The sequence below is a fragment of the Streptomyces sp. NPDC001980 genome (genome assembly GCF_040296885.1).
GTDB lineage: Bacteria > Actinomycetota > Actinomycetes > Streptomycetales > Streptomycetaceae > Streptomyces.
This window is the reverse complement of record NZ_JBEOYD010000089.1, coordinates 1-14003: the sequence shown is the minus strand read 5'-3', so window position 1 is coordinate 14003 and position 14003 is coordinate 1. Positions and strand designations below refer to the sequence as shown.

Annotated in this window: 8 protein-coding genes; 2 read left to right on the top strand and 6 right to left on the bottom strand. The window is 74.3% G+C overall.

What is annotated here, in order from left to right; all coding sequences use genetic code 11:
- Nucleotides 1-71 precede the first annotated feature (71 nt).
- From ABT137_RS50445 to ABT137_RS50425, 5 genes are read right to left on the bottom strand one after another with little or no spacing between them, the layout of a single operon-like run.
- A complete protein-coding gene (locus ABT137_RS50445) occupies nucleotides 72-1850 on the bottom strand; it encodes a condensation domain-containing protein (RefSeq protein WP_351720695.1) in 1779 nt (592 codons plus the stop codon).
- A complete protein-coding gene (locus ABT137_RS50440) occupies nucleotides 1847-2998 on the bottom strand; it encodes a MupA/Atu3671 family FMN-dependent luciferase-like monooxygenase (RefSeq protein ID WP_351720693.1) in 1152 nt (383 codons plus the stop codon). Before ABT137_RS50440 ends, ABT137_RS50445 begins: the two co-directional genes overlap by 4 nt.
- The gene (locus ABT137_RS50435) at nucleotides 2991-6005 is read right to left on the bottom strand and encodes a type I polyketide synthase (protein ID WP_351720691.1); all 3015 of its coding nucleotides are present in this window, start codon (nucleotides 6003-6005) and stop codon (nucleotides 2991-2993) included. The genes ABT137_RS50440 and ABT137_RS50435 overlap by 8 nt, the downstream gene beginning before the upstream one ends.
- The gene (locus tag ABT137_RS50430; protein WP_351720689.1) at nucleotides 6002-9169 is read right to left on the bottom strand and encodes a non-ribosomal peptide synthetase; all 3168 of its coding nucleotides are present in this window, start codon (nucleotides 9167-9169) and stop codon (nucleotides 6002-6004) included. The genes ABT137_RS50435 and ABT137_RS50430 overlap by 4 nt, the downstream gene beginning before the upstream one ends.
- Complete coding sequence (locus ABT137_RS50425) at nucleotides 9166-9435, bottom strand: acyl carrier protein (RefSeq protein ID WP_351720686.1); 270 nt, start codon at nucleotides 9433-9435, stop codon at nucleotides 9166-9168. The genes ABT137_RS50430 and ABT137_RS50425 overlap by 4 nt, the downstream gene beginning before the upstream one ends.
- Before the next feature lie 222 nt (nucleotides 9436-9657).
- Between ABT137_RS50425 and ABT137_RS50420 the strand changes: the two genes are divergently transcribed.
- Both ABT137_RS50420 and ABT137_RS50415 read left to right on the top strand, forming a co-directional pair.
- Entirely contained in the window at nucleotides 9658-12774 is a 3117-nt protein-coding gene (locus ABT137_RS50420) for a non-ribosomal peptide synthetase (protein WP_351720684.1), read from the top strand.
- Between the two features lie 51 nt (nucleotides 12775-12825).
- Nucleotides 12826-13521, top strand: a complete 696-nt coding sequence (locus ABT137_RS50415) for a thioesterase II family protein (protein ID WP_351720682.1) — start codon at nucleotides 12826-12828, stop codon at nucleotides 13519-13521.
- Between the two features lie 73 nt (nucleotides 13522-13594).
- Here ABT137_RS50415 and ABT137_RS50410 read toward each other — a convergent pair.
- A partial coding sequence (locus ABT137_RS50410; RefSeq protein WP_351720680.1) for an adenosylhomocysteinase occupies nucleotides 13595-14003 on the bottom strand: 409 nt, incomplete at its 5' end.

Below are 14003 nucleotides of genomic sequence, written 5' to 3'. Positions count from 1 at the left end.
GATGAATTATCATTCGGTGGAAGCGAAAGTGAAAAAAGTAGAACGGCAACCAAAAAATATAATCATAATGGTTATGGACGGAACGGCCGCGTCGCGGCCGGGGCCGGGTGCCGCCGGGCGCCGAGCAGTCCGGCGAGCCCGGCGGGTGTCGGCCGGGTGAAGACGTCCTTGAGGGCGACGGTGAAGCCGTCGGCGCGCAGCCGGTGGGCGAGGCGCACGGCGAGCATCGAGGTGCCGCCGCTGGTGAAGAAGATGTCGTCCGGTGCGGCGGCGGTGGTGCCGAGGATCTCGCACCAGACGGCGGTGACCCGCTCCAGCGTCCGCCCGGCCTCCGGGTCCGGCGCCGGGGGGCCGTGGTCCGCGGCGCCGAGGAGGGAGGCGACGGGGGCCGGGGGCAGGGGCAGCGGGCGGCGCAGCGGCTCGTCGGGGCGGTACGCGAACTGCTCGACGAGTTGGAGCAGCCGGTCGGCCAGGGCGGCGACGGTGGCGTGCTCGAAGAGCGCCGTACGGTACTCGATGCGGCCGTAGACGACGTCGTCCACCCGCCACCAGGCAGTGGTGAGGTCCATGGTGGAGATGCCCTCGGGCACCGCGTTGGCGTAGACCTCGGCGCCGGGCAGCTCCAGCGACCGGGAACCGTCGATGTCCAGCTGCACCAGCATGGTCTGCAGCAGCGGGTACCGGTCGGCGGCCCGGCCCGGGGCGCCGGCCTCGACGATCTCGCCGAACGGCACTTCGCGGTGGTCGGCAACGGCGCCGGCCGCCGCCGCGGTGGCCGCCAGCACGTCCCGCGGCGTCGGCGCCTCGGGCAGCCGGATCCGCAGCGGGATGCTGGTCAGCAGGAACCCGATGAGCGGCTCGGACCCGGGTTCGGACCGGGTGGACGTGGGGATGCCGATCACCAGATCGCGCCGGCCGGTGCGTTCGTGCAGCAGCGCCGCGTAGGCCGCGGTCATGGCGGTCGCGGGGGTGGTGCGGGCCTCGCGCGCGCGGTCGAAGAAGGCCTTGCCGACCGTGCTGTCGAGCGTGAAGTTGTGGTGCTCACCGGCGTGGTCGTCGGTGTACGGGCTGTGGTCGTAGGGCAGTGCGAGGTGTTCGGGTACGCCCTCCAGGAAGGTACGCCAGAACTCCCGGTGGCGTCGGCCGTGCGGGCCGGCGAAGTGTTCCCGCTGCCAGTGGGACCAGTCTCCGAACTGCACCGGAAGATCGGCCAGGCGCGGCGGCCGGTCCTCGGCGAACGCCCGGTAGAACTCCAGGAGTTCGTCGTTGAGACGGACGTAGGAGTGCTGGTCGGTGAAGGAGTGCGGCATGGTCTCGACGATCTGGTGGTCGCCCTCGGCGATCTTGGCGACCGCGAGGCGCAGCACGGGGTCGGCTGCCAGGTCGAAGGGGCGGGCCACTTGGGCCGCGATGAACTCCTGGCGCCGGCGTTCCACCTCCTCGGGCCCTCGGGGTGCGCCGTCGGTGGTGAGGTCGGTCCAGGTCAGGTCGGCGCGGCGGTCGGGGTGGAGCCGCAGGACGGGGCGGCCGTCCTCGGACTCGGCGCCGCAGCGCAGGAGTTCGTGACGCTGCGTCAGGGCGTCCGTGGCCCGGGTGAACAGGGCCCGGTCGAAGTCGCCGAGGACGCGCAGCCCATAGCCCAGCGTGTAGGTGGTGGTGCCGGGGGCGAGCTGGTCGAGGACCCAGAGGCGTTCCTGGTCCATGCCGAGCGGGAAACGGTCGCGGGGGCCGGGCCGGGGGCGCAGCGCCGGGCCGTCGGCGGCGGCGAGACGGCCGGCCAGTGCGGCCCGCTGCCGGGGGCTGAGGCGGGCGAGGCGGGCGGCCAGGCCCTGGTTCGCGGGGGCGCTCATGCGCGGGTCTCCAGGGCCGGGGCGGTGGTCTCCTCGGCCGGGGCGGTGATGTGCAGCAGGGCGGGCAGGGCCTGCAGGACGTCCGCGGCGGGCAGCCCGAAGTCGATCAGACAGCCCACCTCGTCGGCGCCGGCCGCCGCCAGCTCGGCGAGGACCGCGCGGGCCTTGGCCGGTGTGCCGAGCAGGGAGGGCCCGGTGAGGAAATCCAGGTAGGCGCTCTCCAGGAGCACCTCCTCGTCGGTGCCGGACGTCTGGTTGCGGAAGGACCTCAGGTAGGCGTGCATGGCGGGACGGAGGTGCTCCTCCAGGTCGGGGCGGTCGCTGACGTAGGCGTGGGCCATGACGACGACGTCTCCCGTTCCGGGGTGGCCGGCGTCCTGCCAGGCCCGGCGGTAGCGGGCGATGTTCTCGCGCAGGGCGGGCAGGGTCTGGCCGAGCAGGGCGGTCATCACGCCGTAGCCGGCGCGGGCGGCATCCAGGAAGGTCTGCGGGGTGCCGGTCGCGGTGAGCCACACCGGCAGCTCCGGCTGGACGGGCCGGGGCCGGGTGGCGACCTCGGTGGTGCTGCCGGCGGTGGAGGCGAACGGAAGGGACGCGCCCCGCCACAGCGCGCGGACCTCCTCGATGGTGCGGGCCGTGGTCGCGCGGCGCTCGGCGTAGTCCTCGCGGGCCAGAGCGAAGTCGTCCGGGTGCCAGCCGCTGGCGAAGGAGATGCCGGCGCGGCCGCCGCAGAGGCCGTCGACGACGGCCCAGTCCTCGGCGATACGGGCCGCATGGTGGAGCGGGGCGGCGACGCTGCCGGCGCGGATGCGCAGGTTGCGGGTGGTGGCGGCGACGGCGGCGGCGAGCACCGCGGGGTTGGGCGAGAACCCGCCGAAGTCGACGAAGTGCCGTTCCGGCAGCCACACCGCGTGCTGTGCGGCGGCGTCCGCAGCGGCCGCTGCCTGGAGCACGAAGGCGTAGTACGCGGCGGCGTCGGCGTGGTCGGTGCTGGCGAAGAAGTAGAGGCTGCGGCGCAGCCGTTCGGGGATCTCGGGCGGCCTCGGCGGGGTCGTGAGGGCTGCGGTGCGGCGGGCCCGCAGGCCCGCGCCGAGCCGACGCCGTTGTTCCGGGGTGAGCGCGTCGAGGCGCTTGGTGAGGTCACTCACGGTCGCTGGTTCCGTCCTCGCGCTCGATCTCCTCCAGCAGCCGCAGCAGCGCTTCGTCGTCGCGCTGGGCGACCAGTTCCTCGACGCGGGCGGTGAACCCGGCGAGGGAGGACTGCTCGTACAGGTCCTGCAGCCGGATCTCCACCAGCAGGGCGTCGTTGACGACGCTGACCAGGTTGGCGGCGTGCAGAGAGGTGCCGCCGAGGTCGAAGAAGTTGTCGTCGGGGCGCAGGTCGCGCACGCCGAAGGCGTCCTGCCAGATGGCGCGGATCTCCTCGGTGGTGGTCGGCTCCGCGTCCTGCGGGACGGCCGGTGCGCCCGGGGCCGGGTTCGGCTCGGGCGATCCGGGGGCGTCGACCCAGTGACGGTCGTCGGCGAACGGGTAGGCGGGCAGGGGGAGGGCGTCCGTGGGCGGCGGCGGGTCGGTGAGGACGTGGCCCGCGGTCCACAGCGCGGCAAGGGCTTCGCGCCACCGGGCGTTCTCGTCCGCGGCCGGTCCGCCGGACGCGTCGACGACGAGGACGCCCTGGTCCGCGGCGCGGGAGGCGCGGCGGATCTCGGCGGTGCCGGCGCGGGCCCGGTGCAGGCCGAGGACGGTGTCCGGGGCCGCGTCGAGCAGTGTGGTCACGGCGTCGGCGAACCGGACGGTGCTGCGCAACTGGCTTCCCCAGTAAGCCGGGTCGACCGCCTGGGCGTCGGTGAGCGGCGCGCCGGTGAGGCCGGAGATGATCGGCACGCCCGGTGCGCGGAGCGTCAACGTGGCCACGAACTCCTCGAACTCGGACGCGGCTCGGGCCATCGACCGGGAGTGGAAGGCGCGGCTCGCCGGCAGCCGCGTGGTGCGTACGCCGGCCTGGCGGCAGCGTTCCTCGAACGCGGCGACGGCGTCGACGGCGCCTCCGCACACCGTGTTGGCGGGCCCGTTGAGGACGCAGACGTCGACCTCCAGCCCCTTGGCGAGGTGTACGGCGGTCTGCTCGTCGGCGCGTACGGCGGTCATGGCGCCGGGTGGTGCGGCGCCCATCAGACGGCCGCGGCGCACGATCGCGGCGGCCCCCTCGGCGAGGGTGAACACGCCGGCGTGCGTCGCGGCGGTCAGTTCGCCGACGCTGTGCCCGAGCAGCAGCCCGGGGACGAGGCCGTGCCGGGCGGCATGGCGCAGACCGGCCAGGCCGAGGACGAAGAGCAGGGGCTGGACGACCGCGGTGTCGAGCAGGCGTACGTCGTCGGTGGCCCAGCCGGGGGCGTCGGCGAGGTCGGGTCCGCCCGCTGCGCGGACCGCGGCGGCCAGTTCGGCGAGGTCGGCGGCGAAGCGGTCGTCGGCGGCGGCGAGTCCCGCGCCCGCGGCGGCCAGGTCGACGCCCTGGCCCGGCAGGACGGCGGCGAGCAGCGGCTGGGCGACGGCCTGGCGGCTGCCGCCGTCGGCGGCGAGCGCCGTCAGGCCCGCGAGTAGCCGCTCGCGGGCGGCAGCGGGATCGGCGGGCAGGGCGATCGCCCAGCGTTCCGGGAGGGCCCGGCGCCGGTGCCACAGGGCGCCGGCCAGTGTCCCGGCCGGTACGTCGGTGCCGGGTCCGGTGCACCAGGCGGCGAGGTCGGCGGCCTTGGCGCGCAGGGACTTCGGGGTCGCGGCGGAGAGCACGACGGTGTGCGGCGCCGGGTTCAGGTCCGCGGCGCTGTCGACCGGGTGCGACGGCGACTCCCGGCCTGACGCACCGTCCGCTTCGGGCGTGGCGGTGAGCAGCAGGTGACAGTTGGTGCCGCCGAGCCCGAAGGAGCTGACGGCGGCGATGCGAGGGCCCTCGGGCCAGGGCCGGGCCTGCCGCGGCACGGTGAAGTCCGGGTCACCGAGGTCGGCGTCGGGGCCGTCGCCGGGCTGGGACGGGGTCGGCGGCAGGACGCCCGCCTCCACCGCCAGGACCGCCTTGGCGAGGCCGACGACGCCGGCGGCAGTGTCGCAGTGGCCGATGTTCGGCTTGACCGAGCCCAGGGCCAGCGGGCGCCCGCCGCGCCGGCCGTAGACCTCGGCGAGCGCGGCGAGTTCCACCTGGTCGCCGAGGGCGGTGCCGGTGCCGTGCGTCTCGACGTAGGCGATGTCGCCGGGTTCGAGCCCGGCGACGGCGAGCGCCTCGCGCAGTACGTCGGCCTGGCCCTGCGGGCTGGGTGCGGTCAGGCTCATGCGGGCGGCGCCGTCGTTGTTGACGGCGCTGCCCAGGAGGTGGGCGCGGGCCCGTTCGCCGGTGCCGGGCAGATCACTCGCGCGGCGCAGGACGACGACGCCCGCTCCGCTGGCGGGCACGGTGCCGGCCGCGCCGCGGGTGAAGGCCCGGCAGCGGCCGTCGGCGGAGGTGATGCCGCCCTCGACGAACTCGTAGGTGGGCTCCGGCGCGGGGTGGACCGTGGCGCCGCCGGCGATGGCGATGTCGCACTCGTAGGTGAGCAGGCTGCGGATGGCCTGGTGCACGGCGACCAGCGAGGTGGAGCAGGCGGTCTGCACGGTGACGGCGGGGCCGGTGAGTCCGAGGCGGTAGGCGAGGCCGGTGGCGAGGAAGTCCCGCGAATTGCCGAGGGCGAGCTGCTCGGCCCCGAGGGCCCGCACCGTCTTCTCGTCCTTCAGGACGTGATCGCGGTAGTACGTCTCGCTGCCGCAGCCGACGAAGACGCCGACGCGGTCGGTGGCGCGCGCGGTATCGACCCCGGCGTCCTCCAGGGCCGCCCAGGTCAGTTCGGTCAGGACGCGGTGCTGGGGGTCGATCGCGGCGGCCTCGGCGGGCAGCAGGCCGAAGAGGCCGGCGTCGAACCGGTCGAACCGGTCGATCTGGCCGGCCCGCAGGTGCCCGCCGGGGCCGCGTCCGGGCAGGGCCACGACGCCGCCGGCGACGCCGTCCCAGAACGCCGCGGGGTCGGAGCTGCCCGTCACCCGCAGGGCCAGGCCGATGACGGCGACCGCCTCCGGGATACCGGAATCCTCGTAGGGGCGGGGGGTGTCGTGGTCGGGGGACTCGCTCACGCTTCCTCCTGGGGGGCAGGTCGGCCGACCGGCTGGGTGATGACGGCCGCGAGGCGGCGTGGGGTCGGGTTGCGGAAAATGTGCTTGAGCTGGGAGCCGGGGAAGCCGTTGGAGCGCTGGAGGGCGTTCAGCCGTACCGCGAGCAGCGAATTGCCGCCCAGCTCGAAGAAGTTGTCGTCCCGGCCGACCGGGACTCCGAGCAGCTGCTGCCACAGCTCGGCGATGCGCTCGGGCGGATCCGGCTCGCCCGCGTCGTCGGCGGGCCGTGCGGAGGCCGCGCCGTGCTCGGGCGGCGTGCCGGACCCGCGGGGCCCCGCGGGTCCGGGCAGGCGTGCCGCGTCGAGCTTGCCGTTGACCGTCAGCGGCAGCGCCGGGACCGGCGTGAGGGTGGCGGGCACCATGTGGTCGGGCAGCCGCTCGGCGAGCCATCGGCGCAGCTCCGGCAGGTCCACGTCGCTGCCGGCGGGGACCAGGTAGGCGTCGATCCGGGCGGTGGCCGCGTCGTGCGCGTCGCGGACCACGGCGGCGGCGCCGCTCACCGCCGGGTTGGCGAGCAACGCGCCGCTGATCTCGCCGAGTTCGATGCGGTGGCCGCGGATCTTGACCTGGTCGTCGAGGCGGCCGAGGTGCTCGATCTGTCCGTCGGGCAGCAGCCGGCCGCGGTCGCCGGAGCGGTACAGGACCTCTTCGTCGACGCCCACGGCGGAGCCGGGCAGGAAGCGCTCGGCGGTCAGCTCGGGGCGGTCGAGGTATCCGGCGGTGACACCGGCGCCGGCCACATGGATCTCGCCCGGCACTCCGGGCGCCACCGGGCGGCCCGCCTCGTCCAGGACGTACAGGCGCCAGCCCGGCAGGGCCCGCCCGACCGAACGGGTGCCGGCGAGGGCGTCCGCGCGGGACAGATCGCGCCAGGTGCAGTGCACCGTGGTCTCGGTGATGCCGTACATGTTGACGACCCGGCACACCCGCTCCGGGTAGCGGTCCAGCCAGGGCAGCAGCATCCGCGCGTCGAGCGGCTCGCCGCCGAAGATCAGCAGGCGCAGGGCGAGCGGCCGCGGCGCGGCCGAGTCGGCGGCGAGCAACTGCGCGAAGGCGGAGGGCGTCTGGTTGAGGACGGTGACGCCCTCGGCGGCCAGCAGCGCGTGGAACGACTCCGGGTCGCGGGCCGTCTCGTGGGATACGACGACGAGGTGGCCGCCGGTCAGCAGGCAGCCCCAGATCTCCCAGACGGAGAAGTCGAATGCGAAGGAGTGGAAGAGCGACCAGACGTCGTCCTCCCCGAGACCGAAGCCGTCGGGGCCCGCGGTGGCGGCGAGCAGTGCGGCGACGTTGCGGTGCCGCACCAACACGCCCTTGGGGGTGCCGGTGGAGCCCGAGGTGTGGATGACGTACGCCACCCGCTCCGGGTCCGGCGCCGGCAGCGGGGTGTCGGCGTTGCGGGGAACGGCGTCGACGGGGAGAAGCGTCAGGCGGTCCGGGAGCGGAGTGGGTGCCCCGTCGGTCACAACGGCGGCGATCTGGGTGTCCTCGGCGATGAAGGCGAGCCGTTCGGCCGGATAGTCCGGGTTGAGCGGTACGTAGGCCGCGCCGGCCTTGAGGACGGCGAGCAGCGCGACGACGAGGTCGACGCCGCGGTGCAGGCTGACGCCGACCCGGTCCCCGGCGCGGACCCCGGACTCGGCCAGGGAGCGGGCCAAGGCCGTTGCCCGATCGTCGAGTTGGCGGTACGACAGTCGCTGCTCGGGGCCGCAGCTGACGGCCGTGCGGTCCGGCCGTCGGGCGGCCTGGGCGGCGAACAGCGCCGCGAGGTCGCTCCCGGCGGACGCCGGGGCGGGGGCGACGGGCGCCGCACTGTCCGCGGAGGGGAGGCCAGGCAGGCCAGGGAGGGTGGACAGGCGGTGCACGGGGGCGTCGGGGGAATCGGCCATGGCGCGGAAGGTGGCCTCCAGTTGGCGGCAGAAGCGTTCGGCCGCGGCGGTGTCCACCTCGGCCGCGCGGTACCGGAGCAGGCCGCGCCGGTCGCCGCCGAGGTCCTCGCGCAGATAGAGGGTGAGGGGGAACTGGGCCGGCCCGAAACCGGGGTCGGGCAGCGGCCTCGCGCGCACACCGGTGCCCGCCCCGCCGTCGAGCGGTGACAGGGTGCGGCACGCGACGACGACCAGGCTGAACCCGGTGCGCTCGGTCGCGGGCAGGACGGTGGAGAGCGGCAGATCGGCGTCCCGGTAGGCGGTCATGGCCCGCCGGTGGGTGCGGCGCACGTAGTCGGCGACGCTCAGGGGTTCGCTCCGCTCCGCGTCCGCGGTGTCGACGGGGACCGGCACGGTGGCGTTGAAGTAGCCGACGGCGGTGGCGTGTCGGGGGGCGCGGCGGGAGACGACGGTGCCGAGCACGGGCCGTGCGGCGCCGCTGTTGCGGCTCAGGACCAGTCCGGCGGCGGCCAGCGTCAGCGACAGGCGGGTGACGCCGAGACGGGTGGCGAGTGCGCCTGCCGCGTCCCACACCGCGTCGCTGATCCGCAGCTGCACGGCCTGCGTGTTCGACGCGTCGGCCGAACTCTCCTCCGTGCGTGCCCAGTCCATGGCGAGGCGGACTCCGGTGGCGAGGTCGTCGGCGAGTTCGGCGGCGCGCTCGCGGCGGGCCGCGGGCAGCTCCTGCTGGGTCTGCGCCCATGCGGCGAAGGACTGCTCGGGCGGAGCGGGGCGGTCACCGAGCAGCCACTGGGCGATGACCGCCATCGAGGTCTCGTCCACCACGAGGTGATGGGCCGTCAGGCACAGGTGGGCGGTGTAGGGGGTGTGCCGTACGAGAACGACCCGCGCCAGGGGGCCGTCGTCGAGGTCGAAGGGGCGGGCGGCCTCGCGGCGCAGCCGGGCCCGGGCCAGCGGCCCGTCGGGATCGTAGGGGCCGTCGGTGACGAAGAGGCGGGCGGAACGGCGGGCCGGCACCAGGACCGGGCCCCGCTCGCCGTCGGCCACCCGGCAGTCGAGCACCGGGTGGGCGGCGAGCAGGGCGTCGAACCGGGCGCGCAGCACGTCCGCGTCGAGCGGCCCCTCGACGCGCAGGAAGAGCGCGCAGACATAGGTGGCCGCGGTCGGCGCGGCGCGGTCGGCCAGGTACAGGTCGACCTGCCCCGGGGTGAGAGGCAGCGGCACGGCGGCGGTCACGACTTGTCGGTGCCGAGGGACCGTGCGAGGGCAGCGGCGTTCGGCGCGTCCAGAACGTCCAGGTACTCGATCTCGCGGCCGGTCAGCGCGGACAGCCGGTCCGCGAGGAGTACCGCCTTGAGAGAATCCCCGCCATTGGCGATAAAGCTCGCGTGTACATCGGCGTCAGCTCCCAGAAAATCCTTCCATATTTCCTGGTGATTCATTTGGAAGTGCCCATTCGAACCACCATCGGAAGCAATATCGGACATTTCTTCAAGGGACATCGGACAACCCCCGTAGATCGGCGCGGACCTTGGTTTCAGCACACCGGATACAGGCTCTTCAGATTCTCCGTCGAGAGCAACGGGGAAATCGTCAGACGCAGGTCAATCAATGTCATATCCCGGATAATTCCCGGCCCGCGCGCATCGGACCATCCATTTCTGGTACCACCTGCTGCACAATTGGAATTCAAGGTCTCCGCACCGCAGAGGACAGGACGCCGCATGCAGAATCCCGCGACTCCCGGGCAGCTCCGCTTCTTCGTGCTGGACATGCAACAGCCCCGGCCGGCGATCGTGCACCGCCTGACGGTGTCCGGCACGGTGGACGCCGCCGGGCTGGTGGGCACCGTCCGCGCCGTGCTCCTCGCCCAGCCCGCGCTGCGCGTCTCCCTGCACATGACTGCCGACGGTCTGGTGCAGCGCGTCCATCCGGTGGCCGACGTGCCGTTCGACATCCGGCCGTTGCCGGCCGACGACACCGCGGCCGACCTGGTCCTGGCCGAGCACCAGGCCGCCTTGGGCGCCCCGTTCGACCACGCCGGGGCGCCGCTGTGCCGGATCGTGCTCCTGCACCGCGGCGATCGCGCGCACCTGCTCTTCGCCGTCCATCACGGCGTTTTCGACGACGGTTCCGCCGCGGCCCTGCTCACCTCGCTGACCACCGCCCACGGCCTCGGCTCCGAGCACCTGGCCGCCGCGCAGCCGCCCTCCCTCGACGTGTCCGGGCAACACCGCGCGACACTGCGGGACTTCTGGACCACGACGCTCAAGGACGCGCCCGAGAACTGCACCCTGCCGCAGCTCACGCCGGGGGCCGACCGCGACCGCGCCGAGGTCACGACCCGGCTGCCCGACGACCTCACCGACCGGATGCGGCGCCGCGCGGCGCTGACCGGCGCCAGCCCGTTCACCCAGGTCATGAGTGCCTTCGCCTGGGTCGCCGGCTGGTACGGCAGTACCGATGACGTGGTGATCGCCACGGTCAGCGGCGTGCATCGGGACGCGCAGGGCGTCTCGGTGGTCGGGTGTCTGCAGAACACCGTCCCGGTCCGCGTCGACCTCGTCGGCGCCACCACCGAGGACCTTCTCGAGCGCACCCTGGACGCGCTCTGTGACGCCGTCGACCACGCCGAGCTGCCCATCGAGGACATCCTGGCGGCGACCGGAGCCCCACGGCACCCCGACCTCAAGCCGTTCACCCAACTGATCTGCACTCAGGGTGAGTCGGCCACCGAGGTGGTGGACGCGAGCGGGCTGCGCTGGCTGCTGGAGCAGCCGGTGTCGGACAAGGTCGAGTACGACCTGAGCGTCACCCTGCTGCACGCCCCCGACGGGGCACAGCACCTCGTCGTCGCCCACCCCGAGCGCGCGCTCGACGCCCGTGCGGCCGAGCGTCTCCTCTCGCATCTCGTCGCCGCCCTCGCCGCGCTCGCCGCCGACGAGCCCCGGCCGCTGACCGAGCACGACCTCCTCACGCCCGCGGAACGCGCCGAGTTGGCCGGCCTGTCCGCCGCCGTCCCGGCCGCCGCCGGGACACCGGTGCACCGCCTGGTCGAGGCCCGCGCTGCCGCCTGCCCGTCCGCCGTCGCCGTGCGCACCGCCGAACGGGAACTGGACCATGCCGAGGTGACCGCCCGCGCCCAGGGCCTCGCCGCCGCGCTCATCGAGGCCGGCGTCCGGCCCGGCGACCGCGTCGGGATCCACCTCGACCGCTCCCCCGACCTGGTGACCGCGATCCTGGCGGCCTGGTGGGCGGGCGCCGCCTACGTCCCGCTCGACCCGGACCACCCCGCCGAGCGGCTGCGCTACGTCCTTCAGGACGCGGACCCCGCCGCGCTCATCGCCACCGCCCCGCTGCTGCCCGGCATCCCCACCGTGGCACCCGACGCCCGTGCGGCGACGCCCGCCGCCTGGCCGCGGACCGCGCCCGACGCACCCGCGTACATCATGTACACCTCGGGGTCGACCGGCCGCCCGAAGGGTGCCGTGGTCCGCCACGACAGCCTGTGCGCCCTCTTCGCCGCGTTCGACGCGCGGTTCGCCGGTGGACCGTCCGTCGTCCTGGCCGGCACCGGGTACGCGTTCGACATCAGCCTCATCGAGCTGGTGTGGCCCCTGACCTGCGGTCGCACCCTTCACCTGACCAGCCACCGCACCGTGGTCCAGGACCTCCCGGACCCGGCCGGCGCGTTCTACCAGTGCACCCCGTCGGCCGCCCGCCTCCACACCGCGTCCCCGCAGGGCCGCCGCTTCCTCTCCCGCCTCGGGGCGTTGCTGGTCGGCGGCGAGCCCTTGGACCCGGACCTCGCGGCCGACCTGGCCGGCCTCGTCCCCGGCCCGGTCCTCAACGGCTACGGACCGACCGAGGCGACCGTCTACACGACGCTGTGGCGGGTCGTGCCGGACACGCCCGTCCACATCGGCCTGCCGCTGCCGGGCGTGTGCTGCCGCGTCGTCGACCCGCACGGGCGCGACCTGCCGCCCGGCTGCCCCGGCGAACTGCTGATATCGGGCACCGGTGTCGGCGACGGCTACTGGCGCCGCCCGGATCTGACCGCCGAGCGCTTCCCCGTACTGCCGGGGTCCACGGGCTCCACCGGCTACCGCAGCGGCGACCTGGTCGCCTTCTCCCCCGGCGTCGGCCTGGCCTTCCTGCACCGCGCCGACCAGCAGGTCAAGATCCTCGGCCAGCGCGTCGAGACCGGCGAGATCGAGGCGACGCTGCGCCGTGCGGCCGGCGTGCGGGACGCCGCCGTCGCCCTGCTCCCGGACCGTACGGGGGTGGTGGCCTTCGTCGTCCTCAAGGCGGCCGAAGGTGCCGGAGGCCCTGTCGGCCCTCGCGCGCTGCCCGCCGAAACCGCGGCCGGCCTACGGCGGGACACCGCGCGGTGGCTGACCGGGGCCATGCTGCCCACCGCCTGGTTCGCCGTGCCGGAGTTGCCCCGCTCCCCCAACGGCAAGCTCGACCGGCAGGCCCTCACCGGGTGGGCCGCGGACCTCGCCCCCGCCCCGCACCCGGCGGCACCGGCGACGGGCAGTTCCGCACAGGCCGTGACCGAGGTGTGGGAGCGGATCCTCGGCGCCCCGGTCACCGACGCCGCGGCCACCTTCTTCGCCCTCGGCGGCACCTCCTCCGGCATCCTGCGCATCCTTGCCCAACTCCGGCCCCGCTACCCGAAGTTGCATGTCGCCGATCTCTTCCGGCACACGACCGTGCGCGGTCTCGCGGACTTCCTCGACCGCCTGGACACCCTGGCCGAGGTCCCGTCGGCCGACACCGGCCGGGGAGCCCGCCGGGCCCGTGCGCTCAACCGGTGGGGAAGAACCGCCCACCACTGATCCCCGGCCCTCGCACCCGCGCGACTTCTTCCGTCCCCCACGAGGAGCACCATGCCCCTGTCCCTGATGTGCCTGCCCTACGCCGGAGCGGGGGCCGGCGTCTTCCGGCCCTGGCAGGACTCCCCCGACCTGCCGTTCCGGGTCGTCCCGGTCCAGCTCCCGGGGCGCGACGAGCGGTTCGTCGAAGACCCCTGCACCTCCATGCGGGACGCGGCCCAGGTGTGCGCCGACCAGATACGCCGGTTCGCCGGCACCGAGCCGTACGCCGTCTTCGGGCACAGCTTCGGTGCCCTGCTCGCCTACGAGACGGTCCGGCTGCTGTCCGACAGGGGCGGACCGCTCCCCGAACGGCTCGTGGTCAGCGGCGCCGCGGCGCCGGGACTGCCGCGTCCCCGTATGGACGGCGCTCTCCTGGACGACGAGGCCTTCGTCGCCCGACTGCGTGACCTGGTCGGCTACGACCACGACGCCTGGCACGAACCGGAACTGCGCGAGTTGCTGCTGCCCGCCCTCCGCGCCGACCTGGAGATCCAGGACGGCTACGTCCCCGCCCCCGGCCCGGCCCTGGAGGTCCCGGTGACGGTGCTGCGGGGCACCGAGGACTCCCTGGTCGGGCGCGCGGACGCGGCTCGCTGGGCGGAGTGTGCCGCCGCGGGGGCCGACCTCGTGGACATACCGGGCGGGCACATGTACTTCACCGAGAACTGGGCGCTGCTGTGGAAGACGCTGGAGTCGGTGCTGGAGTGAGGTGGCGGATCTTCTCCGAGAACGCCGAAAGCGCCCCACCCGGAGGTGGGGCGCTTTCGGTTTCCGCAGGGGCTCAGTAGCGGTAGTGGTCCGGCTTGTACGGACCCTCGGCCTTCACGCCGATGTAGGCGGCCTGCTCGGGGCGCAGCGTCGTGAGCTTCACGCCGAGCGAGTCCAGGTGCAGGCGGGCGACCTTCTCGTCGAGGTGCTTGGGCAGCGTGTGGACGCCGACCGGGTACTCGTCCGGCTTGGTGAACAGCTCGATCTGGGCCAGGGTCTGGTCCGCGAAGGAGTTGGACATCACGAACGAGGGATGGCCGGTGGCATTGCCCAGGTTCAGCAGGCGGCCCTCGGAGAGGACGATGAGCACCTTGCCGTCGGGGAAGGTCCAGGTGTGGACCTGCGGCTTGACCTCGTCCTTGACGATGCCGGGGACCTTGGCGAGGCCGGCCATGTCGATCTCGTTGTCGAAGTGGCCGATA

Excerpts from the sequence above, each read along its gene's own strand:
- ABT137_RS50445 (WP_351720695.1), bottom strand. The coding sequence starts at position 1,850 with ATGAGCGCCCCCGCGAACCAGGGCCTGGCCGCCCGCCTCGCCCGCCTC.
- ABT137_RS50425 (WP_351720686.1), bottom strand. The coding sequence starts at position 9,435 with ATGTCCCTTGAAGAAATGTCCGATATTGCTTCCGATGGTGGTTCGAAT.
- ABT137_RS50420 (WP_351720684.1), top strand. The coding sequence starts at position 9,658 with ATGCAGAATCCCGCGACTCCCGGGCAGCTCCGCTTCTTCGTGCTGGAC.
- ABT137_RS50415 (WP_351720682.1), top strand. The coding sequence starts at position 12,826 with ATGCCCCTGTCCCTGATGTGCCTGCCCTACGCCGGAGCGGGGGCCGGC.